Annotated in this window: 24 protein-coding genes; 15 read left to right on the top strand and 9 right to left on the bottom strand. The window is 42.1% G+C overall.

Features of this window, described 5'->3' with window-relative positions; genetic code table 11:
• Positions 1-20 precede the first annotated feature (20 nt).
• The 3 genes from QUD05_RS07790 (at position 21) to QUD05_RS07780 (ending at position 2,439) form a co-directional block, all read left to right on the top strand.
• Positions 21-1,034 carry a response regulator gene (locus QUD05_RS07790; RefSeq protein ID WP_289795567.1) on the top strand — a complete coding sequence of 338 codons (1,014 nt, stop codon included), beginning with the start codon at positions 21-23 and terminating at the stop codon, positions 1,032-1,034.
• A 12-nt stretch (positions 1,035-1,046) separates the two neighbouring features.
• Positions 1,047-2,126, top strand: coding sequence for a hybrid sensor histidine kinase/response regulator (locus tag QUD05_RS07785; RefSeq protein ID WP_289795566.1), 1,080 nt, complete (start codon positions 1,047-1,049; stop codon positions 2,124-2,126).
• Between the two features lie 121 nt (positions 2,127-2,247).
• A complete protein-coding gene (locus QUD05_RS07780; protein ID WP_289795565.1) occupies positions 2,248-2,439 on the top strand; it encodes a hypothetical protein in 192 nt (63 codons plus the stop codon).
• Between the two features lie 93 nt (positions 2,440-2,532).
• On the opposite strand, the gene QUD05_RS34315 is transcribed toward QUD05_RS07780, so the two are convergent.
• On the bottom strand, positions 2,533-2,769 hold the full coding sequence (locus QUD05_RS34315) for a DUF8820 family protein (protein WP_502911384.1): 237 nt from the start codon (positions 2,767-2,769) through the stop codon (positions 2,533-2,535).
• Between the two features lie 683 nt (positions 2,770-3,452).
• On the opposite strand from QUD05_RS34315, the gene topA reads away from it, so the two are divergent.
• The 5 genes from topA (at position 3,453) to QUD05_RS07755 (ending at position 11,064) form a co-directional block, all read left to right on the top strand.
• Positions 3,453-6,104: a type I DNA topoisomerase gene (gene topA, locus QUD05_RS07775; RefSeq protein WP_289795564.1), complete on the top strand. Its 2,652-nt coding sequence runs from the start codon at positions 3,453-3,455 to the stop codon at positions 6,102-6,104.
• Between the two features lie 402 nt (positions 6,105-6,506).
• The gene (locus QUD05_RS07770) at positions 6,507-6,647 is read left to right on the top strand and encodes a hypothetical protein (RefSeq protein ID WP_012410890.1); all 141 of its coding nucleotides are present in this window, start codon (positions 6,507-6,509) and stop codon (positions 6,645-6,647) included.
• Positions 6,622-7,119, top strand: coding sequence for a type II 3-dehydroquinate dehydratase (gene aroQ, locus QUD05_RS07765; protein ID WP_289795563.1), 498 nt, complete (start codon positions 6,622-6,624; stop codon positions 7,117-7,119). Before QUD05_RS07770 ends, aroQ begins: the two co-directional genes overlap by 26 nt.
• A 79-nt stretch (positions 7,120-7,198) precedes the next feature.
• Positions 7,199-8,143 (top strand): ADP-ribosylglycohydrolase family protein, encoded by a 945-nt coding sequence (locus QUD05_RS07760; protein ID WP_289795562.1) that lies wholly within the window; start codon positions 7,199-7,201, stop codon positions 8,141-8,143.
• Positions 8,144-8,370: 227 nt separating this feature from the next.
• The gene (locus QUD05_RS07755; RefSeq protein ID WP_289795561.1) at positions 8,371-11,064 is read left to right on the top strand and encodes an HD family phosphohydrolase; all 2,694 of its coding nucleotides are present in this window, start codon (positions 8,371-8,373) and stop codon (positions 11,062-11,064) included.
• A 5-nt stretch (positions 11,065-11,069) separates the two neighbouring features.
• Here the strand turns inward: QUD05_RS07755 and QUD05_RS07750 are convergent, their stop codons facing one another.
• The 5 genes from QUD05_RS07750 to QUD05_RS07730 all read right to left on the bottom strand — a co-directional run bounded on the left by QUD05_RS07750 (position 11,070) and on the right by QUD05_RS07730 (position 13,334).
• Positions 11,070-11,405, bottom strand: coding sequence for a hypothetical protein (locus tag QUD05_RS07750; protein WP_289795560.1), 336 nt, complete (start codon positions 11,403-11,405; stop codon positions 11,070-11,072).
• A gap of 30 nt (positions 11,406-11,435) precedes the next feature.
• Positions 11,436-11,606 (bottom strand): hypothetical protein, encoded by a 171-nt coding sequence (locus QUD05_RS07745; protein ID WP_289795559.1) that lies wholly within the window; start codon positions 11,604-11,606, stop codon positions 11,436-11,438.
• A 311-nt stretch (positions 11,607-11,917) separates the two neighbouring features.
• Positions 11,918-12,367 carry a DUF2442 domain-containing protein gene (locus QUD05_RS07740; protein ID WP_289795558.1) on the bottom strand — a complete coding sequence of 150 codons (450 nt, stop codon included), beginning with the start codon at positions 12,365-12,367 and terminating at the stop codon, positions 11,918-11,920.
• Complete coding sequence (locus QUD05_RS07735; RefSeq protein WP_289795557.1) at positions 12,360-12,602, bottom strand: DUF4160 domain-containing protein; 243 nt, start codon at positions 12,600-12,602, stop codon at positions 12,360-12,362. The genes QUD05_RS07740 and QUD05_RS07735 overlap by 8 nt, the downstream gene beginning before the upstream one ends.
• 75 nt (positions 12,603-12,677) lie before the next feature.
• Positions 12,678-13,334, bottom strand: a complete 657-nt coding sequence (locus QUD05_RS07730; RefSeq protein ID WP_289795556.1) for a TetR/AcrR family transcriptional regulator — start codon at positions 13,332-13,334, stop codon at positions 12,678-12,680.
• Between the two features lie 333 nt (positions 13,335-13,667).
• Between QUD05_RS07730 and QUD05_RS07725 the strand changes: the two genes are divergently transcribed.
• The 3 genes from QUD05_RS07725 to QUD05_RS07715 all read left to right on the top strand — a co-directional run bounded on the left by QUD05_RS07725 (position 13,668) and on the right by QUD05_RS07715 (position 16,780).
• Positions 13,668-14,621 carry a Rieske 2Fe-2S domain-containing protein gene (locus QUD05_RS07725; protein ID WP_289795555.1) on the top strand — a complete coding sequence of 318 codons (954 nt, stop codon included), beginning with the start codon at positions 13,668-13,670 and terminating at the stop codon, positions 14,619-14,621.
• Between the two features lie 70 nt (positions 14,622-14,691).
• A complete protein-coding gene (locus QUD05_RS07720; RefSeq protein ID WP_289795554.1) occupies positions 14,692-16,047 on the top strand; it encodes a cytochrome P450 in 1,356 nt (451 codons plus the stop codon).
• 136 nt (positions 16,048-16,183) lie between these two features.
• Positions 16,184-16,780: a Uma2 family endonuclease gene (locus QUD05_RS07715; RefSeq protein ID WP_289795553.1), complete on the top strand. Its 597-nt coding sequence runs from the start codon at positions 16,184-16,186 to the stop codon at positions 16,778-16,780.
• Between the two features lie 73 nt (positions 16,781-16,853).
• Here the strand turns inward: QUD05_RS07715 and QUD05_RS07710 are convergent, their stop codons facing one another.
• From QUD05_RS07710 to QUD05_RS07700, 3 genes are all read right to left on the bottom strand, one after another.
• Positions 16,854-18,089: a DUF445 domain-containing protein gene (locus QUD05_RS07710; RefSeq protein WP_289795552.1), complete on the bottom strand. Its 1,236-nt coding sequence runs from the start codon at positions 18,087-18,089 to the stop codon at positions 16,854-16,856.
• A gap of 152 nt (positions 18,090-18,241) precedes the next feature.
• Positions 18,242-18,946: a bifunctional demethylmenaquinone methyltransferase/2-methoxy-6-polyprenyl-1,4-benzoquinol methylase UbiE gene (gene ubiE / locus QUD05_RS07705; RefSeq protein WP_289795551.1), complete on the bottom strand. Its 705-nt coding sequence runs from the start codon at positions 18,944-18,946 to the stop codon at positions 18,242-18,244.
• 82 nt (positions 18,947-19,028) lie between these two features.
• Positions 19,029-19,973, bottom strand: a complete 945-nt coding sequence (locus QUD05_RS07700) for a response regulator (RefSeq protein ID WP_289795550.1) — start codon at positions 19,971-19,973, stop codon at positions 19,029-19,031.
• Positions 19,974-20,281: 308 nt separating this feature from the next.
• On the opposite strand from QUD05_RS07700, the gene QUD05_RS07695 reads away from it, so the two are divergent.
• The 4 genes from QUD05_RS07695 to QUD05_RS07680 all read left to right on the top strand — a co-directional run bounded on the left by QUD05_RS07695 (position 20,282) and on the right by QUD05_RS07680 (position 24,949).
• Complete coding sequence (locus tag QUD05_RS07695) at positions 20,282-21,370, top strand: RuBisCO accumulation factor 1 (protein WP_289795549.1); 1,089 nt, start codon at positions 20,282-20,284, stop codon at positions 21,368-21,370.
• A gap of 475 nt (positions 21,371-21,845) precedes the next feature.
• Entirely contained in the window at positions 21,846-22,619 is a 774-nt protein-coding gene (gene aqpZ / locus QUD05_RS07690; RefSeq protein ID WP_289795548.1) for an aquaporin Z, read from the top strand.
• Between the two features lie 481 nt (positions 22,620-23,100).
• Positions 23,101-23,559 carry a MarR family winged helix-turn-helix transcriptional regulator gene (locus QUD05_RS07685; protein WP_289795547.1) on the top strand — a complete coding sequence of 153 codons (459 nt, stop codon included), beginning with the start codon at positions 23,101-23,103 and terminating at the stop codon, positions 23,557-23,559.
• A 52-nt stretch (positions 23,560-23,611) separates the two neighbouring features.
• Positions 23,612-24,949, top strand: coding sequence for an SCP2 sterol-binding domain-containing protein (locus tag QUD05_RS07680; protein ID WP_289795546.1), 1,338 nt, complete (start codon positions 23,612-23,614; stop codon positions 24,947-24,949).
• Positions 24,950-25,215: the final 266 nt, after the last annotated feature.

Genomic DNA, 25,215 nt, shown 5'->3' with positions numbered 1-25,215 from the left:
CGGTATCGCCCCTGAAGAAATTGGCAAGCTGTTTCAGCCTTTTATCCAACTTGACAGCAGCCTTAACCGCCAATACAGTGGCACTAGGTCTAGGTTTGGCACTGGTACAAAAAATTATTAACCTACATGGAGGAACCGTCTTAGTTAACAGTGAAGTTGGAAAGGGAAGTTGTTTTACCGTCCGCATTCCCTACCATCGCAGCGACAATCTTCTAAGAACGCAGGTAACTACTTCATTACCCAGCTATCCCTTACTTGTTGAAAATGCTCAAGTTTTGATTATCGAAGATTCTGTGGCGGCGGCCGATCAGATTACTCGTTACTTGAGCGAGATGGGAATGCAACCCATCATCTATTCTCAAGGTGAAGGAGCCGTAGAAGAAGTTTTGCGAGTTCAACCTGCTCTAATCATTCTCGATCTGCAACTACCAAACCTATCGGGTTGGGAGGTACTAAATCAACTCAAGATCAACCCAAAAACTAAAGATATTCCAACGATCATCATTTCAGTTGTGGATGAGCATAGCAAAGGACTGGCTCAGGGAGCATTTGAATATCTGGTCAAACCCATTACCCGCGCTCAACTTCAAGTAACTATAGAGAAACTACAACATCCTGCCCGTTCTAACTCGCCAAATTTAATTGTAGTGCCAGAAGTCTTTCTGGACGATCCTTTGATTTTGCTGGCAGAAGATAATCAACCAAATATTGATACGATGTCCGCCTATCTTGAAAGTCGAGGGTATCATCTGATTTTGGCAAACAATGGACAACAAGCTATCGATCTTGTCAGAGTTCAACGCCCTGACTTAATTGTGATGGACATTCAAATGCCGGGAATGGATGGGTTAGAAGCAATCCGCTGCATCCGTAACGATCGCCAATTTGTGCATATTCCCATAATTGCACTAACGGCATTAGCTATGCCTGGCGATCGCGAAACTTGTTTAGCAGCTGGGGCTAATGAATATTTGACCAAACCCATAAAACTTAAACAGCTTGTAACCACAATTCAACAACTTTTAGGAAGGTAGTGGAAATTCTCGATGGATAGTCAACCCTCTATTTTAGCGATCGATGATGAACCCGATAACTTTGATGTTATTGAAACTTTGCTGGATGGTGAAAACTACCAGCTATACTACGCTCCTAGTGGTCAACAAGCTCTAAACCGCCTCGATAGTTTTCAGCCCGATCTGATTTTATTAGATGTGATGATGCCCGATCTTGATGGGATGGAAGTCTGCCGACGCATCAAAGCCGATCCACAATGGCAAGCAGTGCCGATTATTATGGTGACAGCATTAACCGATAAAGAAGATTTGGCTCGATGTCTGGCGACGGGTGCAGATGATTTCATTAGTAAACCCGTTAATGGTGTGGAATTACGAGCCAGAGTTCATTCCATGTTAAGGATTAAGCAGCAGTACGACAGTATGCAAGTATTGCTCAAACTGCGAGAAGACATGGTAAACATGATTGTGCACGATCTGCGAAATCCACTTACCAGTATTGTTTTAGGCGCAGAGATTTTGCGGTTGTCAGGTTTGTCACCTGAACAACAGCAAGGCAAAGTCGATCAAATTTTAGTTGCTGGACAACAACTGCAATCGTTGATCGATAGCTTGCTGATCATGGCAAAGCTGGAATCTGGGAAAATGGTTCTCAACTACACAGAAGTAGACCTTTGTGCGCTTTGTATGTCAGCATTGGCAGATATTGAGGCGATCGCTAATCAAAAGAACCTCACCCTGATACGTGAACTACCCGAACCTGGTGGCATTTTTGCAGTAGATGCAGTTATCTTTCGTCGAGTGCTGGATAATTTGCTCTCCAATGCCATTAAGTTCTCCCCGTCCAAGTCTCAAGTTACCCTACGGGGAGAGTATTTAGCAGCAGGTGGTGTAAAAGTGCAAGTCGCTGATTCTGGTTCAGGAGTAAGTCTGGAGTTACGACAAATCATTTTTGAGAAGTATGAAATTGGAACTCCGATACCAGAAATTTCGCAAATTGGTTTAGGATTGGCTTTCTGCAAAATGGCGATCGAGGCACATTCTGGTACAATTACCATCGAAGATAATTATCCAAATGGTAGTGTCTTCACTGTACTACTCAAAAATGAATAATTAACTCTCAATTTACTGCATTTAAGAATTTATAGTATGCCCTTTCTGCTAATGTGACATCTAGCATGAATGGATTGTCATTACCTTGAAATTTAGCGATCGCACGACATTAACATCTAACATGACAAGCCCTTTAGTGAGAATAGAGGCACATCCACAGGAAGCAAAACGACTAATAGGAATAAATTACGAACACTTTTTAGCATTAGTAAGTTTAGCAGAAGAAAGACATAAGGAGAAACAAGTTGAAATCGAAAAAAATAGAATTCGTATCATTGCTAATATCTGTGAATGGAAACCACAGATGTCATAAAAAGAAGGAATATGTCTGTATTTAGTATATCTCAGACAAAAGCCAATTTTTGAGATGTTGGGGTTACTGTTTGATGTCTCTAAAACGAAAGTACTAGTTACCTTTGGGAATAAAAATAGCTTTATGCTCCTCATAAGCTAGCAATACTGACCCTGAAATAAAACGTAAATAAAATGTGCCATATTTTTCATTTAATTCCACTTTTTTNNNAGTAATTCGATGTTTATCTCCCGTAATTTCCCCNNNTAGCAAAGTTAAATGAAGTATTTTTTGTTCTTCAAGCTGCTGCACAGGTAGTAAGATAACATCACCTTGACGAATTGGTTGCATGGTTTTGCTTTCCTGACATGGGTACAAACCCCACTTCGCTTTTGCTCTCAAGTTTGATTTAATTTTGGCACAAGCTTTATTAGAGTGGGGCATTGTGTATTAGACCTGCCCTGAAAATAAGGCAGGAGGCAGGAGGAAAATACATTTTCATTGTTCCTTATGAGCGCAGCTCATGGAGTCTCTTGCAACAATGTATTTTTGCACTCTTAGGGAAAAGGGTAAAGCTTAAAGGGAAAGGATTTTGAGTTTCTTTACCCTTTTCCCCCGCCCCTTATCCCCGGAGGAGACCCCACCTTCCCCTTTACCCCGACAAATGCCAAGAAGTCTATTGATTGGGCACAAGAGGCAGAGGGGCAGAGGGAAAAACTGACTGCAACTTACTTCTTCTCTGCTTCCCACTCTCCACTCTCCATTCCCCAATTAAAGAATATTTTGAAAACTGTAGTCGCCAATTATGCGTTAGATAAGTTAAAGATTGAAATAGCTGGAAATTCAGACCCAGCGTATCCTCATTTATCCTCTGGGACAGACTGGGCATTAAGTTCAGCGGATTTTCTCCCAAGCAGGCAGTNNNTGTGAGGATTAAATCACTGCCTAAGCGTGACCATTTATCTTGACAATTTGCAAAAATTACCTCAACTTGACTGTTTAGCTTACTAGCTCTTCTTTTTATTGAAATTTCCATGTCAACTCTCGTCATCGTCGAATCTCCAACCAAAGCTCGTACCATTCGCAACTACCTGCCAGCAGGCTATCGGGTGGAGGCGTCTATGGGTCATGTACGTGACCTACCCCAGTCGGCTAGTGAAATTCCTGCTGCCGTCAAAGGGGAATCATGGGCGCAGCTAGGGGTAAATGTGGACGCCGACTTTGAACCGGTATATGTTGTCCCGAAAGACAAAAAGAAAATCGTCACCCAGCTCAAAGATGCCCTCAAAGATGTAGATGAACTGATTCTGGCAACGGACGAAGACCGGGAAGGTGAAAGCATTAGCTGGCATTTATACCAATTGCTGAAGCCGAAAGTTCCGACTAAGCGGATGGTGTTTCACGAAATTACCCAAGAGGCGATTAAAAAAGCTCTGAAAAACTGCCGCAATATTGATGAGCAGTTGGTTCGCGCCCAAGAAACGCGGCGGATTTTAGATCGGCTTGTCGGCTATACTCTGTCTCCTCTACTATGGAAAAAAATCGCCTGGGGATTATCTGCTGGGCGAGTGCAATCTGTAGCCGTGCGGCTTTTAGTCACTAGGGAACGCCAACGCCGCGCTTTCCATGAGGGTACATACTGGGATTTGAAAGCTAGTTTGTCAAAGGAAAANAACCCCTTTGCTGCCCAGTTGGTGACACTGGGAGGAACCAAAATCGCTAACGGCAGCGATTTTGACGCCACGACCGGACAAATTACCGCAGGTCGCAATGTCTTGTTGCTCAATGAAGAACAAGCGGTAGCCCTCAAAGAACGCCTAACCGGGAAAACCTGGAATGTTAACGACATCGAAGAACGCCCTGTGACGCGCAAACCGTCGCCACCGTTCACCACCTCGACGTTGCAACAAGAATCTAACCGGAAACTACGCCTTTCAGCCCGTGACACAATGCGGGTTGCCCAGAATTTGTACGAGCAGGGGTATATTACCTATATGCGGACAGATTCGGTACATTTGTCAGATCAAGCGATCGCAGCTGCTCGCAGTTGTGTAGAAAAGCTTTACGGTCAACAATACCTTAGTCCCCAACCCCGGCAATACACCACCAAATCCAAAGGCGCACAAGAGGCGCACGAAGCAATTCGTCCAGCGGGTAGCAGCTTCCGCACCCCTCAAGAAACTGGTTTGGGCGGTCGAGAACTTGCCCTTTACGATCTGATTTGGAAGCGGACTGTTGCCTGTCAAATGGCTGATTCCCGGCAAACTCAAATTACCGTGCAATTGCAAGTCGAGGATGCTGGATTCCGTTCTTCTGGCAAACGGATTGAATTTCCAGGATACTTACGTGCCTACGTTGAAGGTTCAGACGACCCAGAGGCAGCACTGGAAGACCAGGAAGTAATTTTGCCGAATCTGAAAGTGGGCGATCATCCAAATTGTACAGAGCTAGAAGCAGTTGGGCACGAAACCCAACCGCCAGCTAGGTACACCGAAGCTTCTTTGGTGAAAACATTAGAAAGCGAAGGTATCGGTCGTCCCAGTACCTACGCCAGCATCATTGGCACAATCATCGACAAGGGTTATGCCCATTTGGTGACTAACGCTCTCATTCCCACCTTTACTGCTTTCGCCGTCACCGACTTGCTGGAAAAACATTTCCCAGACATTGTTGACCCCAGCTTCACCTCGAAGATGGAGCAAACCCTCGATGACATTGCCCTAGGTGAAGCGAAATGGCTGCCCTACTTACAGCAATTCTATCTGGGAGATAAAGGGCTAGAAACCCTGGTAAAAGAACGGGAAAGTCAAATTGATGCCACCAAAGCTAGAACTGTAGAACTTGAGAATCTAGATGCCAAAGTCCGCATTGGTAAATATGGTCCTTATATTGAAGTCGAAAATGGTGAAGGAGTTATCACCGCTTCAATTCCCAAAGACCTAACGCCAGCTGACCTCGACCCCAAGCAGGTAGAAGTATTGCTGCGGCAAAAAATCACCGGCCCTGACCAGGTAGGCCGCCATCCCGAAACTGGCGAACCAATTTATGTAAAAATTGGCGCTTATGGGCCTTATGTGCAATTGGGTGACAAAACCGATGAAAACCCCAAGCCGAAACAAGCCTCCCTACTCAAAGGTGTCACCCCAGAAACCGTTACCCTGGAAATGGCTGTTGGTCTGTTGGCACTACCCCGAACATTGGGAGTTCATCCAGTTACTGGCGGCAAAATCCAAGCAAGTTTGGGACGCTTTGGTCCTTATGTGGTTCATGACCAGGGTAAGGAGGGAAAAGACTACCGCTCCCTGAAAGCTGCTGATAATGTATTGGCAATTAGCCTAGAACGTGCATTGGAATTGCTATCTGAACCCAAAAAGGGACGCAGTTCCACCAACAGCAAGTCCAAGGCAGCCTTACGCGAATTGGGTACGCATCCAGAGGACGGGGAAACAATTAACATCTACGATGGTCCCTATGGCCCTTACATCAAGCATGGCAAAACTAATGTCAGTATCCCAGAAGGTCAAACGGTAGAAGATATAACCCTAGCTGAGGCGTTGAACTTGTTAGCAGCTAAGGCATCGACCGGAAAATCGACTCGCAAAACAAGTAAATCAACGACTTCCAAATCTAAGTCAACAGCTAAATCCTCAACGACCGCTGCAAAGAAAAAGGGTACAGAAGGCTAGTGGTAAGTCAAACAATTTTGGATTTTAGATTTACGCTAGCGTAGCGTTAGCGACGGAGGAGTGTCTTTTAGATTTATTTCGCTCATAACGGGCGAGGCATAAAGCCTAAAATTCTCTTAATCCAAAATCTAAAATCTAAAATTCCTACTCAATAGTCTATCTAAAGTCCAATTTTTAACTCTTGACCCTTGATATCCATCCTTGATAGGATACAGTTCAGTAGGTTCAAGTGTGATACTCTAAAAAGTAAGGGAAAACACAACGCTAAATTTTAGAAGTGGCTTATGTCCCAAATGCGGGATTGTGTATCAGCCCGATTGGAAGCCAGAGGTGCGAAAGTATGTTTTTTTCTGCGTACCTGTTAATCAAAAATTGAGGTAGTATCTCAGGAGCGGTCAGTTCATGGACTATATAGAAAAGGTGCTGGAAAAGCTTAAGGAATTAGCTCGTAGGCTAATTGAAAGCCTATTAGGGCCAGAGGCTGAACCGGAACCGGAACTGATTCCGATTCCTGTAAATGATCGCTCGCGCCGTCGCCACTAACCCCACAGTGGTAAACCCGACGTTGCAACCCTTAAGTATTCTGGCACTGCATGGGCCAAACTTAAATTTACTAGGACAGCGAGAACCAGGAATTTATGGTTCGTTGACACTAGCCGAAATTAACCGCCTGTTAGAAGAAGAAGCATTCAAATTACAGGCGAAAGTTTTTCCTTTGCAGTCAAATAATGAAGGAATTTTGGTAGATACTATTCATGGCGCGTTAGGGCAACATCAGGGAATTCTGATTAATGCAGGAGCGTACACCCACACAAGTGTGGCATTGCGAGATGCGATCGCTGCTGTTAATTTGCCCACGGTGGAAGTACATCTGAGTAATATTTATCGCCGGGAAGAATTTCGCCATCATTCTTATATCGCCCCAGTTGCGATTGGCCAAATAAGTGGTTTTGGCGTTCAAAGTTACTTATTGGGCTTACAAGCTTTGATAGATCATTTAAGAGTTAGGAGTTAGAAGTTAGGAATTGGTAGTTGGTAGTAAAGTCAGGAATTAGTAATATTTCATTAACTCCTTACTTTTAACTACATAATTTATGCGTTACTCTCCTATAAGTCGGTTTAAAGGAACTTTGCTCGGAGCATTACTGGGGGGAAGTTTAGCTCCTAGTGGTAAAGTACACTTTGAGAATTACCTAGATTTAGGCAGAATGGCGGTTCTGGGTATCCAGAGTTTGATTGCGTTAGGTAGGTTAGATTTAGATGATTGGATAGAGCGTCAGCAAGAAGAATCTGCTCATTCAGCCGCAACTGATGACATCTCAATAAGAATAATTATTGCCACATTACCAGTAACACTCTTTTTTCACGAAAATCCAATTAAGCTCCGACAAAACTTGCTGCGTGTACTAAAAATCTGGGAGGATGATCCAGTAGTCAGGGATGGAACACTAGCAGTAGGATATGCGATCGCTCTTGCCCTAAATGAAAAACTCGACCCTCTAACTCTTATCCCACAAACAATTTCTTTTATCGGAGAAACACCGACATCAATACCAAAAAAATTATTAAGAGTCCAGAATTTATTAAAGCAAGGGGTTGGATTATCAACGGTGCAAGCTGAGTTTGCTAAAGAAGAAAAGCTCAGTAACACTATTGCTATGGCATTTTACTGCTTTTTGAGTACCTTAGAAGACTTTCGCCTGACAGTTTTACAGGCTACTCACAATGACAATCCTCAAGTGCAAGATGCTACGCTTCTAAGCTCACAGGCTACAGGTGCAATTACTGGTGCTTTATCGGGAGCATATAACGGTACAGGTGGAATTCCTGTAAATTGGCAAGTCTTGCTCTTGCGGAGCAATTCTCCAGTATGGGGACTAACTAGCTTTTCCCAAATGTTAGAATTGACCGATGCATTTGTGGGAGTGTGGTCAGGAGTGTATAATCTTACCTTAAACCCAAAAGAGTTAACAGAGGAGGGATGTGAGGTGGCTTTGCTTTCAGTTTACGCAGCTCCTCGCGTTATTCGGTCGCGTTAATCTTAAATTAACCAAATAAGGGGTTAAAGGTAGGCAAACTTCCGCCACAGTTGTATTAGTCTCATATACTAGAATTTTTCAGTAAACCCTTGGACTGATTCTGTAGCTAGGTATTGTGGCAAATCAGCAATAAAAAAGCCCCGCCACCGACTTGCAGCCGCAGATCGAACTTTCCTGATGATTGTCTTTTTTTGAACTATCAAAGTCGGCAATTGCAGGTAGAGATAATGAAAATGCATAAATTTTTGCAGTTCTTGAACCAGCAATTGACTCACTGGCGGCGACAGTACAAAACACTACGCCGAAAGGGAAAATTAATGAGAAGTCCCAAAGGTAAAACCCATAGAAGGGAACTTCTAAGGACTATGCTCAAGAATGTATTCCTGTTTTTATCAAAAACCAATGAGAAAAGCGAACGCCGAAAACAAGAAAGAGCGCTAAGGTTAAAGGCAAAATCGGTTAAAACTAAGAGTAGCATTTATGCAGTTGGTTTAGATTGGGCATATAAACAGCGTTACTCAGTGATTTTAGCGATCGCTGTAGTGTCCCTCACAGGTATTATTGGGCATAAATTATACAATCAGACTCAACTTCAAGTAGGACATCCCGCACCCCAAACGATTACAGCACCTTACACAGCTAGCATCGAAGATCAGAAAAAAACCGAAGCCGAGCGCAAAGCCGTCAGTACAAACTCCTTACAGGTGTTGATGCTTGATGCGCGAATCAACGAAAAAATCAACGAAAATTTGCAACAACTTCTAGATGATGGCAACGAAATTCGCGCTGTCGCTGGAGCTTTTCCTTTTTTCGATCCTGTAGTTTTATCCATCTCTACCCAACGTTACCTCCGCTCTTGTTCTGAGTCGGAATGGCAAGCACTGCTATCGGCTGTAGAAAATAGTAAAAATCAGCAGCAGAAGGGAATCGGACAAACCACCCCAGCTGCACCCAATCAGAAACGCCAGCCGCGCATCATATCCAAATCTGATTCCCAGAATCTAGAAAAGACACAACCAGTAGATTTTTCTCAAAACACTGATTTTACTCAAGCTGTAGCAGAACTAGAATCTTACCGCCTCACAACTTCTGAGAAAAGCTTGTCCTTAGTGATTGCCGAAATTTCCCAAACACGTCAAAGATATATCCAAGCCACTGCCAAACTTTTAAAGTTAGAGACTGTTAGCCCCGAAGCAGTATATGAAGAATCTCTACTTTTGGATTTATCAGATGTGGAATGGGAAAAAACCCAAATGGGAATCCATGAAAGTATAGAGCGGATTCTCACCCAAGGCATCCCACAAGGACTGCCAAAAAATATCTTGCAAGATGCGGTGAGTTTACAATTACAGACCTTTGTACCAGAATCCGCTGAAACTTTGGCAAAAAATCTGTTGTTAGCTGTACTCAAGCCGAATCTGCAAAAAGATGAAGAACAAACCAGACAAAATGCTCAAAAGGCGGCGGCTGGTGTGCCACCCGTGATGGTGAAAGTACGGCAAGGTGAGGTAATTGTCAAAAAAGGAGCGCAGATTACTGCATGGAACTTTGAGGTGCTGGAGCATTATCGCCTGATTCGCCGGGAGGTAAAGTGGCAGGAGTTGGTGAAGTTAGGAGGTGTGATTGCGATCGCTATTGGCATTTTTGTTTGGGTAGAACGCCATATTGATTACGAATTGCGACAACGCGATCGCCTGTTGGTGTTGTTGCTAACTCTGAGTGTGCCAGCAGTAATCGTCATCGGATTGCCCTATACCACCTGGAGCGCCCTTGGTTTATTGTTGGGAAGCTTTTACGGCCCCACTTTGGGGTTGACAGTTGTCGGCCTGCTGTGGCCGATATTAGGCATTAGCTTGGATATGAGCAAGGCTGCGCTTTTAGCTGGTGTTGGGGGAGGAATATTAGGTAGTTACATTGCCCAACGATTGCGATCGCGTGAAGAGTTGGCTTTATTAGGTGTTGCGATCGCCTTAACTCAGGGTGGTATTTACCTGCTTGTTAAAATCTTAATTGGTCAAGTATTTGGTTCAACCTGGTATATTGTTTTCCAAGAAGCGGGATTATTTGCCTTATCCGGCTTAGGGTGGAGTATTGTCGCCTTGGGTTTAAGTCCTTATCTAGAAAAAGTTTTTGATTTAGTTACCCCAATCCGTTTAGCAGAACTGGCGAACCCTAACCGCCCTTTATTAAAACGACTTGCGACTGAAACTCCGGGAACTTTTCAACATACGTTGCTTGTGGCTACTCTTGCTGAAGCTGCTGCCAAAGAATTAGGATGCAATGTTGAACTAGTCAGGGCTGGGACACTATATCACGATATTGGCAAAATGCACGACCCTCTTGGCTTTATTGAAAATCAAATGGGGGGGCCGAATAAACATGATACTGAGATTAAAGATCCTTGGAAGAGTGCAGAAATTATCAAAAAGCACGTAACTGAAGGGTTAGTAATGGCGCGTAAACACCTTTTACCTACGGCGATTCAAGCTTTTATTCCAGAGCATCAGGGAACGATGCTGATTGCCTATTTCCATCACCAAGCCCAGCAAATGGCTCAGTCAGATCCAAGTTTAACTGTAGATGACGCAGACTTTCGTTACGATGGGCCAATTCCCCAATCACGGGAAACCGGAATTGTCATGTTAGCAGATTCTTGCGAAGCGGCGCTGCGATCGCTGCAAGCATCGGCTAAATCTGTGGGAGAGAAGCGATCGGTTAAAGATGTCTCCACTGAACAAGCTTTAGCAATGCTGAATAATATTCTACGTGCCAAATGGCAAGACAATCAACTCGTTGATTCAGGACTAAAACGGGAAGAGATGTCACAAATTGCTCAGATATTTGTGGATGTTTGGCAACAATTTCATCACAAACGGATTGCTTATCCTAAGTTGAAGGCTAATGGTGCTGCGCGAAAGTAAATAATTTAAACGTTAAATTTTTTCTTTAAAATCTCTCTAAGTATATGGCTTGATCGCTCTACAAACTCTTGTTCTGTTTCATTTTCCTGTGGCTTACCTATTTGTTCGCTCAGAGAAGATATAACCTCATCGCTTGTAGCATAATTGGCAACACCTTTACTAAATTCCGTTGCTTTTTGTGTATTGGCAAGTCCATACGACAATCCAATTGCAGATGATAAAACTTGTTGAACGTTACCAGCTACGATTGTTGAAAGTTCTTGGGTTGTTGAAGATTCTTGCGTAGCGGCAGTGTCGGATAGTTGTTTTGGATTTTTATAGAAATCCTTAAAGTTACTCATTTATCCTCTCAAATATTTTTATGAGTTTTACTATTCTTTGTAGTATCTATAGTATTTTTTGAAAACTTCTACAAAGCTTGAGATGATAGCATCAATAATTTCTTCCTTGATTTCATCTGATAATTCATCCCAAACGGAAAATAGCCAACTTACAATACCTCCAATAAGTGGAACTAAAATTGGAACTAAAAACCAGAACATTGATTTTACCCTGAATACATCTTTGAACTGAGAAAGTAGTATACACGTTAATTCAAGTCTCCTTTGGTTAGAAACACCTCAGAAGAATCACGGTTTTTAATAAAATTATTCGTAATGAATTCAGTATTACAACCTATGATTATCTCAAAGAAACGCTTGTGGTATCAAAATTGTAATTTTGACACCACAAGCGTTTCTTAATTTTTGCTTTTTACTTGTTAACAAGTTTCAATTTTGCCGTTGGATTTTCCGATAATCCCAAGGCTTCTTTAATCCTGGCTACTTTATGGTCACTGAAGTGAGTTAATACATCAAGCTTCATCAGTAGACAGTACAATTTCTTTTGCGGGGCGATCGCCCTTTGTACCATTTAGTCGAGATGCCTCAGATTTTGCAGCAGAAGTTGAGCTTCCACCTTTTCTAGCAAGTTCAGCCATCCATTTTTTAGTTCCAAATATTCCGTTCATCAAAGCAGGAATACTCAAATCTACATCTAGGGTTTTCCAGTGTAATCCTTCACCAGAAGGTGTTACCTCTACTTCTGCTAAGTCCTTGATTGAAGCATCCGCCAGTCCTTCTCCTACCTCGGAAGGGAACCCAAACATACATTTGTTAGACAAGAAAACTATAATCATTCCTAAATAAGCGTCATAAAAAGCACGAGTAGCCCGTGGTTCAGATGTGGCGATCGCATCAGAGTTTGCTCTCGCATTGGCTAGCTTTTCTTTTAATTCTTCTGTAGCCGCAATCTTTTTAACCATGATATTCTCGCCACTTTTTTAGTAGTTCCAATTGGTGATCAGCAACTAACTGTAAAGCTTTCACCGCATCTTTATCACTCATTCCTGGGGATACCCAAGCCCACTCTGGAGCTAGGTTTTCATCTCCTTGNATTTTTGCCTCTCCGCCCCCTTTTAAAACATGGACATGAGCAGGAATATGATCGTTAAGGTAGATACGAACCTCAAAACCGCCTTTTCTTAAGATTGTTGGCATTTAATATCTTAATTTTATCAGACAGAACCTAAGCGCTTGGGTTTCTCAATAGATTGAGTACCCAATATTCAATCCCTAATCCTCACTACGTCGCACACCAGCCAAGATAAAATTAACTGCTGCTTGAGTATGCTGCTCAATCATTTCTGGACTTAGCAGTTGCAAATCGGGTCTAGTATGCTTAATATTTTCGTAAGCGTTGAAGTACATATTACAAACCCCAATAATATGCAGGGTGGTGAAAAATGGATCGAGTTGACGGAAACAACCTTCCGCCATCCCCCGCTCTAAAATCTTGATGAGATAGCTAAAATTTTCTTGCCAATTCCCCTCTTTAAAATACTTCCCCTGATTTTGGTTTGCTTCTTGGAACCAAAGCATTCCTCTATGCGGGTGAGCAGCTTCATAAGCGATCGCTTCTTTGACAAGCAGTTTCAAGGCTTCCTCTGGTGGTAACTGATCCAAATTTAGCTGCTCAAACCCTTCGTGCATTTCTACCGCCGGACGTTGCAGAACTGCTTTATATAGCCCTTCCTTGCTCTGGAAGTAGTAGTAAATCATCGCTGTGGTGACACCTGCACCTCTAGCGATCGCCCCTGTCCGCGCTCCTTGAAGTCCATTTCTGGCAAACTCCGCTTCCGCCGCATCGAGAATCTGCTTTTTCGTCGCTTCTGCATCGCGCACCTGACGCGGCTTTTTAGATGAGAATTTTGACTGCGTTGAACGACTCACATTGCTCCATCAGCATAACGAAAATATATTAACTAAAAACTTGGTTAGTAGTTGACATAGAAGATGAAATTTATTAAGTTAATATTAACTAACTAAATGATTAGTTAATTATATAACTTGTCCATGCAGTAGCCGAAGTTAGCCGAGCAAATGCCCGGTAGTATTAACTCGTCTATTGCAGACAAGACTTTAGTTATCCCAATTTACATTAAAAAGAGTGATGTAGAACAGGCGACACCAGCTTGTCTACAACTTTGAAGTTTCAAGATTGCGTTACCTTTTGCTAACGCATCTAGCAACTTTTCAAAAAATTATCAAGATTTTGGAGGAAAAATGGAACCAATTTTACCTGGTGCGCCTTGGTTAATCGCGCACAAATCTATATTGGGAGTGAATAAACCAAATAAAATCACATTAAATGGACAGGATTATGTTATTTGGCAAAACCAAAAAGGCGAAGTGTTTGCCCTTGATAACATCTGTCCGCATATGCAAGCACCCTTATCAAATGGCTGGGTTTGCCAAGATAGAGATACTATTGCTTGTCCTTTTCATGCACTAGAATTTGATGGGCAAGGTAGGCTACAGCAAGGAGAGAAAAAGGACAGTCAGCCAATTACAAAAGAATTAGAGCTAATTATTAGCAATGATTGCATCTGGACTTATGGTGGATTTGAGCCAAGATTACCTATTCCAGATTTGCATCAAAAAATTGTCGATGAATACGAGTTCATTGGAGTAACTGGGGTTAAAAGTATTCAGGGTGAGTTTTTGACTAACCTGATGGTTAACTATGACTATAATCACCAAAATGGTACTCATAAAGAATTATTTAAAGTTACATATTGTAATGTAAGTTCTTTTGAAGAAAAAGGATACTATGCCACAGTAAAACAAGAACTGAAGAGAGCCAATAACACGCTAGGAGAAATTATCAAAAATCCTATTTTGGGAATCTTTCCTAAAACACTTTCTAACACACTAGAATACGCATTTCCTTCAACTACAGCTTTTTTTGCTAAAACGCCGATTGGTGATATTACTCAAGTTCATATTCTCTACCCAGAAACAGACAAAATCACTAAAAATTTTATTTTGATGTATGCCAAAGTTGTCAATCCTTTGATGAAATTTCTGTTTAAAAACTCAGTTTTACAAGCAGCAGCCACTGTTATTGAGCAAGATACAAGTGCTGTAGAAAGTTTGTATCCTCGACAAAAAGCAAAAATTAGATTGCCAAATGAAGAGATTATGTTCTACGCAGAAAAACTCTACCACAATTGGTAATTTTGATTTGCAAAGCCTAACTGCCCTTTACAATTAAACTGTAGCTAATTCCTGCTGGAGGTACTCAAATATGCGGCAGCTAAAATCAGCCGAGGAAATGCCTGGTAGTTATGGCTTGCCCATCTTGGGGGAGACTTTAGAAATATTTCGGGATTTAGAGTTGTATCTATGGCGACGATTCCAGCAGCATGGTTCAGTTTTTAAGACGAGGGTCATGGGATACAAACGTGCTTATTTAATTGGCCCTGATGCTAATCGGCTGGTGCTGGTAGAACAAGCTGAAAATATGTCGTCGCGGATCGGTTGGTATTTCTTAGAATCAACATTTGGCAACAATATTTTATTACAAGATGGGGAAGAACATCGCCTAACTCGTCGCTTGATGTATCCAGCATTTCACGGAAAAGCGATCGCTACATACTTCGACACCATTCAAAATATTGTGCAAGACTTCCTCAAAGATTGGGGAGAGCGAGGAACGATTTCCTTAAATTCTAGTTTCCGCCAGCTTACTCTGATAGTTGCGACTCGCCTGTTTTTGGGAAGTCAGAACAAGAGCGAAGTTGAGCAAACCAGTCAGTGGTTTACACAACTGATAGATAGCAGTATGGCAATATTGAAATGGAATGTCCCTTTTACCTTATATGGTCGCGGTCAAAACGCTAGGGGTAAGTTAGTGGCTTTCTTGCGTGAAGTAATCGCCCAACGTATCGAGCAAGGTAATTTAGAAGAATCAAAAGATGTTTTGGGATTACTGCTAGCCGCTGTTGATGAAGACGGCAATAAATTGAGCGAAGCACAGATAATCAATGAGGCACTATTATTACTATTTGCTGGACACGAGACAACAGCCTCATTGCTGACTTGGGTAATCTTTGAATTAGGTAATCACCCAGAATGGCGAGAACGACTGCGCCAAGAACAATTAGCAGTTGTGGGAAATAATTCCCTTAACCTGTCCCATCTCAAACAACTTCCGCAGTTAACAAATGTCCTAAAAGAAGTTGAACGGCTCTATCCGCCAGTGTATGCCTATAATCGTGGTGTCCTCAAAGATATTGAGTATGGAGGCTATCGCATCCCTGCTGGTTGGTTTGTGACTATCTCACCCATGCTGACTCACCGTTTACCAGAACTGTATACCGATCCCGATAGCTTCGACCCCGATCGCTTTGCACCACCTCGTGAAGAAGATAAGAAACATCCTTTAGCACTAATGGGTTTTGGTTATGGTTCGCATAGTTGTTTAGGCATGGAATTTGCCCAGATGGAAATGAAAATCGTGCTTTCCACACTACTTCGTCATTATGACTGGACAGTAAAACCAGATTATTCTGCGATCGCTCCAGTTCGTCAACCTTCTAAAGTTAAAGATACTCTACAAGCATATATTGAGCCTTTGAATAGCAAGCTAAATTCTTACTAGTGCTACGCTACAATTAGCAAGCTTGAGAGACAACTATGACCGAAAACGACTCATGATACAACCCCCCCAAATTTATTTATGGGGATCATTAATTTTGAATTTTGAATTTTGAATTTTGAATTCGGAGCGAAGCGACGTGACTGCCCTAATTCTGAACCTCAGCCCCACCATTGAACTAACAGATGAGCAGTTCTTCCAACTGTGTCAGAATAATCGAGATTTGCGACTTGAGCGCACCGCAGAGGGAGAATTAATTATCATGCCACCAACTGGATGGGAAAGCGGAAATCGAAATAGTAGACTTACACAGCGTTTAGGTAATTGGGCTGACGCTGATGGCACAGGTTTGGCTTTTGATTCTTCTACAGGTTTTAAACTCCCCAATGGTGCAAATCGCTCTCCAGATGCATCCTGGGTGAGTCGCAAGCGATTAGAAGCTCTGAATCCAGACCCCGACAAATTCCTACCACTCGCTCCAGATTTTGCGGTAGAATTACGCTCTGCTTCAGACAGCTTAAAGACTGTGCAACAAAAAATGCAGGAGTATATTGACAACGGTGTGCGTTTAGGCTGGCTGATTGACCCCCAGAATCAACAGGTGGAAATTTACCGTCCAGGACAGGAAGTTGAGATTCTGCGTAGGCGTAGCCCGTCGGAGACATCGCCTACTAGCTTATCAGGAGAGGATGTATTACCAGGGTTTGTCTTGGATTTAGCACAGATTTTGAGTTAAGCGATCGCTCAATTTCACTCATTTCAAAATCGGCAGAACTTGCAACTCTAATTTAATACAAATTTGCAGAAAATTAATATTGACTTAATACTAAAAACACTGTTTGCAATAACCCAATAACAAAACCTAAAACACCACCTAAAGTCACAATCGCTTGCAATTCATTTTTCACAATTCCTTCAATAGCAGCTTCTAAATCAGCAGGTGAAGTTGATTTCACCCGGTCAACTATCACTTGATCTATTGACAAAATCGGAATTGCTTGCGCAACAATTGCTTCTAAATCTTTTTCCAAATACTTCTCTAAAATTAGAGCCAATTCTTGACTCATGACTTCTAAAGAAGTACTGACAACTGGTGAAGTACTAACACGATTCAGTAGTACTACAGCAATATTTTCCCAATCAACAGAATCAGTTAATCCTTGTAAAAAATCGCTGCCACTATTTTGTAAGTAATGACGGACACTTTCACGGGTGGTTTTTCGGAGTTGGCGAACCGTCCCCATTGGCAAGTTTTGTAATGATAAATTTTGCAGTAATTTCCGAATGCGATCGCGAATCTGCAAATCTTGAGTCAATTCCTGCAAGCGACTATTAGCAGCCTCTTTTTCATCCAAACAAAAAGTCCGTAAGCGTGTAAGAGTATTACGTAAGCCAAACAAATTTGCTACTACCCAATAAGTCCCGCTGGTTTTTTCGCGGAAGCCTTCATCGATAATTTGAATCGTGCGGTCTGTCAAAAAATCAACTATTGTTTGGCGTAAAAGATCCGGCGGTAAAACTACTTGCAACAACCAATCAGCAAGCCTTGTAGCTTGTTCTTCACTCAGTTGAAATTCCAGCAATATCTGGTCAAAAATTTGATTTATCTGCGCTTCTAAAAAATCTTCACGCCGCGCTAAAACCTTAAGCAACCGTGGCAAAGATTCCCCTAGTAAATCCCGCAAAATACCCGCTACAATTTTGGCACTTTTCTCGTTTTTATCTGTTTTAATTTGTTCAATTGCTAACTGCAACAACCAAAGAATTGCTGATTGCACGCGTTCTGTTTGCAACAAACGCCGCGCCAGATTTTGCAATTCTTCCGGTGTCAAAAGTGACCCCATGATTGTGTTAGAAATATTCAAAGCCAAACGTTCCTGGTTGCGGGGAATCAATCCAGGGGTGAAGGGTACTCTTCGTCCAGCAATGTAAATTGCTCGGTAAGGACGGAACAACATTTTGATGGCTATATCATTTGTGAAATAGCCAATAATTCCACCCAGTACCGGGGGAGACACATAAAGCCAAAGATGAGACCAGTCCAAGGGAAGAATTTAAAAAGTTAGGAGGTTAGAGCTTAGTGTTAGGAGTTAAGAGTTAACATTAGAGACGCGATTAATCGCGTCTGTACAAGAGTTAAGAGTTAGGAATGATAAATTTTAAATGAGAATTTATCACTACTCATAATTCATAACTTTTAACTAATAACTCCTAACTTACTAAGCACTAGCACTCCCATCATACCGTTCGCAATGGGGTAGTGTGTGGCAACTGCAAAACCAACTTGATGAGCTAACTCTATTTGCTCTTTACCGATGGGAAAACGATCTAAGCTGGGACTGATGTAAGCATATTCTTCTTTTAAGCCTAAATAACTGGCAACTGGCACTACAAAACTGTCCAGATACAACTGCTGAAAAGCGCGTAGCTGAGGATTACTCGGTCGATGAAAGTCTAAAATTGCGGCTTTAGCTCCCGGTTTCAAAACCCGGTATAGCTCTTGGAGACTGCGGGGAATATCTTTAACATTTCTTAAACCATAGCCCATTGTTGCGGCATCAAATTGGTTGTCGTCAAAGGGTAAATTGAGGACATCAGCTTCTACCCAGTTGATAGCAGGTTGCGGGTACTGCTTTTGGGAGCGTTCTCTAGCGTTTTCTAGCAGGTTTGGGGAAAAATCTACTCCATACACCTGTCCTATTGCTCCGATACGCCGTGCCAAACGTAAAGCTAAATCACCACTACCGCAACACAAATCTAATGCAGTATCTCCTGGTTTAGCTGCACTCCATTTTACTGCCATTTCTTTCCAGATTCGATGCTGTCCCAGACTCAACCAATCGTTTAATTGGTCATAAACTGGAGCAATACGGTTAAAAATGGACTGAATTTCGTTAGTCATTGGTCAATAAGTCATTGATCATCAGTCATTCGTCATTTGCCAAAGATAAAGGACAAATGACTAATGACAACTACACAATACCTTAATGAGAGTGACTACTAGTCAGAGCGATCGCCACCAGTTGTGCTGATAAATTAATTAGCACTAATTCATCTTCTCGCAAAGTGCAAGGTTGTTTCCACTGGAGCGACAATACACCCAAAAGTTGATTGCGGTAGCTAATTGGGATCACTAAATGTGCTTGCACACCCGTATTTTGGTAGTGAATCGCATCAACTAATTTAGTGTCTTTAAGTACATTTAAGGAAACTTGCATTTGTCCCGTGGCGATCGCTTCCCTGGTTAGTGGATCTTGAGATAGCCAATTTTCTATTGTACCTGTGTCGCTGTAAGTTCCTTGAGTTGCAACCAGAGTATTTCCATCTGTAAGTTGTAAAATACAGCCGTCTGCTCCAAAAGTTTCACTCACAGCTCTAGCAATGGGAGCGAGAGTTTCTTCTAAGCTAGAAGCAGCTTGAGTTACCTGTACCAAAACACTCAGCAGCGCCATTTGAGCATGAGCACGGCGTAATTCTTCTGTACGTTGCTTGAGCAAGTCATAGGTTTCGGCTGCTCTTTGTACCACTGCCTTTAGTTCCCCTGGGTCCCAAGGCTTGGTGATATATTTGTAGACTTGCCCAGCATTAATTGCTTCTACCAAGTCTTCTATATCAGTAAATCCAGTGAGAATTATTCTTACTGTATCGGGAAACTGAGGTACAGTTTTGCTGAGAAATTCAGTTCCTTTCATTTCTGGCATCCGTTGATCGGAGATAATCACCGCTACCTCCCCTTCTGTTGCCAAAACTTGTAGAGCGTTCACCCCACTATCAGCTTTCAGAACATTAAAGTCGCGTCGAAATGTGCGATAAAGTAAATCTAGATTATCTGGCTCATCGTCAACTACCAGTATTTTCAGCTTTTTTGGTCGTTCGAGAGTCATAACTTGAGATTGGACTTTATCAATTTCGAGATTGGGTTTATCCATAAGATTTTCCTTTAAATATTCACTCTCTTGTTATATTCCATACCAAGTTTAGTTGAGAATAGCCGAAGAGCGCCAAGGGTTTATACTGAGTTATTTTGCATATTTGAGAATGCTAATAGTGAGCGCTACAGAGAAAATTTATTTGCCCAAATATCTGAATTAAAAATGTTGCGCTAGAAAAACCAACTAAATTAGCGAAACTATGGCAGTTTTGATCGTGGATGAGGTGTAGGTCTGGGTATAGATTAAAATAAGACTTGCTCATGAGGTATTAATTAACCTCTCAAGTTGAAGCTCGCACTCCGATTATGACTGATTTACCACCCAACACTCAGAATCCCGAAGATAATGCTAACAATGATGTAGCACAAGAGTTATTCCGAAAACTGAGGCAAAAACAAGGCAACTGGGTGGAATGGGGAGCCGCGATCGCCTCGTTGCTAAAAACCGGTTTCAACCCCCAAGAAATTTTTGAGGCGACTGGATTTGAGCCGATTCAACAAAATCAGGTGGTTGTTGGTTCTCAAGTTTACAATTCTTTGGAAAAGTTTGGAGTATCGGCAGAAACGCGATCGCACTATACTACACGTGGCAGCGATGTTTTATACGAGCTACGTTTACTTACTCAAGAAGAACGCGCCGCCGCCGCCGAACTAATCTTCGTCCACAATGTTGATGCTGATGAGGCACGAGATATAGCAAAAGCCCTGAAAGAGTTCTCTTATTACCGCACTTTACCAGAAGGATTTTCTGCCCATCCTGGGGATGCGGTTGCTCACCAAGTTTGGAAACTGGCACGCCAAAATGCAGATTTGCAACAGCGATCGCGCCTAATTGCCAAAGGTTTGCGTTTTGCTCACACGCCAGGTGCAAGGCAAAAAATCGAACAGTTACTAACTGATTTTACTACCGTTCCCCAGCGTCCAGCGCCAATTTTACCGTTTTACCGCCTGGAATTTGAAGAACAGTTACCCCGAATCTTGCCTGTAGTAGGCGAGTTGCCATTATCACGGCAAGACTTGCAAGCTGTGCCCATACTGACAGAAATTGAACCATTTCGCCTGGTTAAGTTTTCTGGAGAGCAAGCTTGGGTTCCCTTACCAGGTTGGCAAGTGCTATTGGCGGCAGAAGATCCAGTAGTGATTTTAGCGAATAGCGATCGCTTCCCCATCCAAACCCAAAGCCAAACAGGGCCAGTCGTAGTTGTGATAGATCGTGCCCAACGAGAATGGGATGCCTCCAGCTATTTTGTCGTTGAAAATGGTGGTGAATTAGATTTTCAATGGTTTGAAACTGAGCCAGAAATTCCTTTATTAGGACAAATTATTATCATCGTGCGTCCTAAGAAAATTCTGGATGAAGAATTAACTAAGGATTCATGGCAGATTGACGAATAAATTCAATTTTAGACGAGCTAACTGCGTAACACTCCCACGCCAGAAGGTGTGGGAGTGTTGAAGATTAAACTAACTGGAGCAAAAATTTCAACAAGGTTGAGTTAAGGAAAATCGGAGGTTGGCTTGAAGAACTAAATCCAACATTGTTTGGTCATTTGTTGGGTTTGTCTTGATACCATTACTAGATAAGCAAGCTACGCAGTTTACGGTTTTTGAAGCTAAGACCAACCGTATTGCAGCAACTATATTATGAGATCAAAATTATTAAAAAATTAAGTATTTTTCTTATTATTTTAAATTTTACTGTATTTTCATATCTTATCACCGCAATTAACTATTGAGAAAAAATTCCTATTTTTTTCAATTTAGTTTCATCACAAAATAAAGGCAATAGATTTTCTGTTGACAGCAATGACTTAAACATTGTGTAACGTAACTATCACTCATTTGTAGCGGAACAAGGAATTTTCCAAAAATGTCTCTCACAAAACGTTGCTTGGCAGAATTTATCGGCACATTTTGGCTTGTTTTAGGTGGCTGTGGTAGTGCTGTTCTAGCCGCAGCCTACACAGCAGATGCTGCAAAAATCAGCGAGAATACTTCTTTTCCATTAGGTATTGGATTAGTAGGTGTATCTTTGGCATTCGGGCTTACTGTCCTTACAGGGGCTTATGCTTTTGGTCATATTTCTGGTGGTCATTTCAATCCAGCTGTTTCCTTTGGACTGTGGGCAGGTAAGCGCTTTCCGGGGTCTGACTTACTACCTTATATCGCCTCTCAAGTAATCGGTGCAGTTGTTGGTGCGGGCATTATCTACCTGATTGCTAGCGGCAAAACTGGATTTGCCCTAAGTGGCTCCAACCCACTGGCTACCAACGGTTACGGTACTCATTCTCCAGGTGGTTACACGCTGTTTGCTTGCTTCATTAGTGAAGTTGTGATGACTTTCATGTTTCTGCTGATTATTCTGGGGGTGACTGATAGCCGTGCTCCTAAAGGATTTGCACCACTGGCAATTGGTTTTGGACTCACTTTAATTCACCTGATTAGCATTCCTGTAACCAATACCTCGGTTAATCCTGCCCGTAGTACTGGAGTTGCTCTATTTGCAGGTGTAGAACTCTTTTCACAAGTTTGGCTGTTCTGGATAGCTCCGATCTTGGGAGCTATTTTAGCAGGATGGTTGTACGCAGCCGTCTTTAGTGAATCAACTGTGGATGAACGGCAAAACGTCAAAGAGCTAGTGTAAAAGTCATTTTCTGTACAATTTGCCCCGGTATTTCTAGCTTTTATCGGCAGTTCATCAATGTTCAGTTGAAGTTGCGTAGGTGCAATCCACATTATATTGGTGTCAACTTAAGGCGAAACAACTCGTCCGTCGGGAATTTCAATTCCCGCCTCATAGATAAAGTCATCTGAAGATGACTAAATATCGCCAAAAATCTCCAGTCTACTTCAGCAGACTTAAGCTATTAGCTTGAAAATTTATTCCCTGGCGGGTGACAAAGCCAACAGTTAAGTTATTTCCAGCTTAAGTTGACACCAATGCCCACATTAGTCATCGCTTGACATTTCGTTTTGAGATTCCTTAATAATCCTCCGACTTAGAGAGCAAATGAACCAAGCAAAGTTTGTTTTGTCGGGGGATTATTAATTTTATTTCTAGCAGAAACGCTTAGATCGCCGTCTTAGTGCTTGACAGGATAATTAAGTGTATATACACTTAATCTATGCAAGACCAAACTACTCAATTAGCTCTACTTAAAAAAGTTGCAGCTACCTGTACCTGTTTTAATCTCCGCAAAGCATCTCGCACAGTTACACAACTTTTTGATGAGATTTTGCAACCAAGTGGGGTTTTGGCTAACCAGTTTACCTTGCTGACTGCAATCAACTTAGCTGGCTCAGTAACAATCACGCGCCTAGCTCAAGAATTAGTTATGGATCGAACCACGCTGACACGTAACCTCAAACCACTAGAAAAGCAGGGATTGCTCCAGATTCAGCCAGGACAGGATCAACGGATGCGGGTGATCAGTTTAACAGATAAAGGACAAGCCGCTTTGTCCGAGGCTTTACCTCTATGGGAGGTAGCCCAAACTCGTGTATTAGAACAATTAGGGCAAGAACGATGGAGTACTTTGTTATCAGGTTTGTCCGATACTGTATCCTTGCTGCATAAAGGCTAATTTTTTTCTCAAAAAGGTGTATATACACATATTTCTGAATTAGGAAACCTCTATGTCTAAATTTGACGATCATCCAACTGTCAGACAGTATCGCGAGCAAAGCACTATCGATGATTCCACGATCGCTTCTCCTTTAGATGCTGATTGGCTACGTAGTTTGTGCTTGGAGCTAGGAGCGGATGATGTTGGCTTTGTAGAGATTGATCGCCCAGAGATTGCTGCTCAACGCCAGGATATTCTTGTAGCTTTTCCACCGACGAAGACACTAGTTAGTTTCGTGTGTCGCATGAATCGGGAGAATGTTCGTAGTTCAGAGCGATCGCTAGCTAACGTAGAATTTCACACTACAGGCGATGAAGTCAACCAAATTGCTCATGAGATTGTTGCTACCCTTGAACAAAAAGGAATTCGAGCTTTAAATCCAGCAATGGGTTTTCCAATGGAAATGGATCGCTTTCCAGGGAAAATTTGGGTTGTTTCCCACAAACCTGTAGCTGTAGCCGCAGGTTTAGGTCACATGGGGATTCACCGCAACGTTATTCATCCCAAATTTGGCAACTTTATTTTACTTGGGACGATTTTGATCGAAGCTGAAGTAACTAAATATAACAAACCAATTGACTATAACCCCTGCCTGGAGTGCAAATTATGTGTAGTAGCTTGTCCAGTGGGAGCTATTGGTGGTGATGGACATTTCAACTTCTCAGCTTGTTACACTCACAATTATCGAGAGTTTTTGGGAGGATTCACCGATTGGGTAGAAGATATTGCCGAAAGTAAAAGTGCCCATGACTACCGTCAAAAAGTGAATGATTCGGAATCAGCATCAATGTGGCAGAGTCTTGCTTTCAAATCAAACTATAAAGCAGCTTATTGTGTAGCTGCTTGTCCAGCTGGGGAAGATGTAATTGGTCAATTTTTGAGGAATAAGAAAGGCTTTGTTAAAGAAGTAGTCCGACCCTTACAAGATAAAGAAGAAACTATTTATGTTGTTCCAGGTTCCGATGCCCAAGATTACGTAGCGAGAAGATTTCCACACAAAAAAGTAAAGCAAGTTAGCAACAGCCTTCGCCCTAATTCTATTCAAGGATTTCTTTCCGGGTTGCCTCTGGTATTTCAAAGGAATCAATCAGTAGGACTGGATGTTATTTACCATTTCACATTCACTGGGAAGGAACAATGTCAGGCGACAGTCATAATTAAAGATAAGACAATTCAGGTGGAAAATAGTCATATTGGAACAGCCAATATTCACATTTCTGCCGACAGCCACACCTGGCTTCAGTTTCTAGCCAAGGAACAGAATATTGTTTGGGCGCTAATCAGGAGGAAGATCCGCGTTCGAGGATCGTTACGTTTACTTCAGGCTTTTGGAAAATGTTTTCCCTGATGAATTACTGTAATCGAATATTTACCAAGTTTTTGTCAGGGTTTGTAGTAAGCACTTTAGTAGTTAAAAAATAATGCCTGAACTTCTAACTACGAAATAACTTACTAATCCAATCAAACTAGACAGACTACTATCAACAATTTAGTAATTTGAGATTAATAATCACCTAATACCAATTTTTTATGAAGCTGCATAGAATTCGATCCCCCCTTAATAAAGGGGGAACTGGAAAAACATCTATCAAAGTCCCCCTTTTTAAGGGGGAT

Source organism: Nostoc sp. GT001, from assembly GCF_030382115.1.
Classification (GTDB): Bacteria; Cyanobacteriota; Cyanobacteriia; order Cyanobacteriales; family Nostocaceae; genus Nostoc.
The sequence above is the reverse complement of the archived record's forward strand: the minus strand, read 5'-3'. Positions and strand labels throughout refer to the sequence as shown.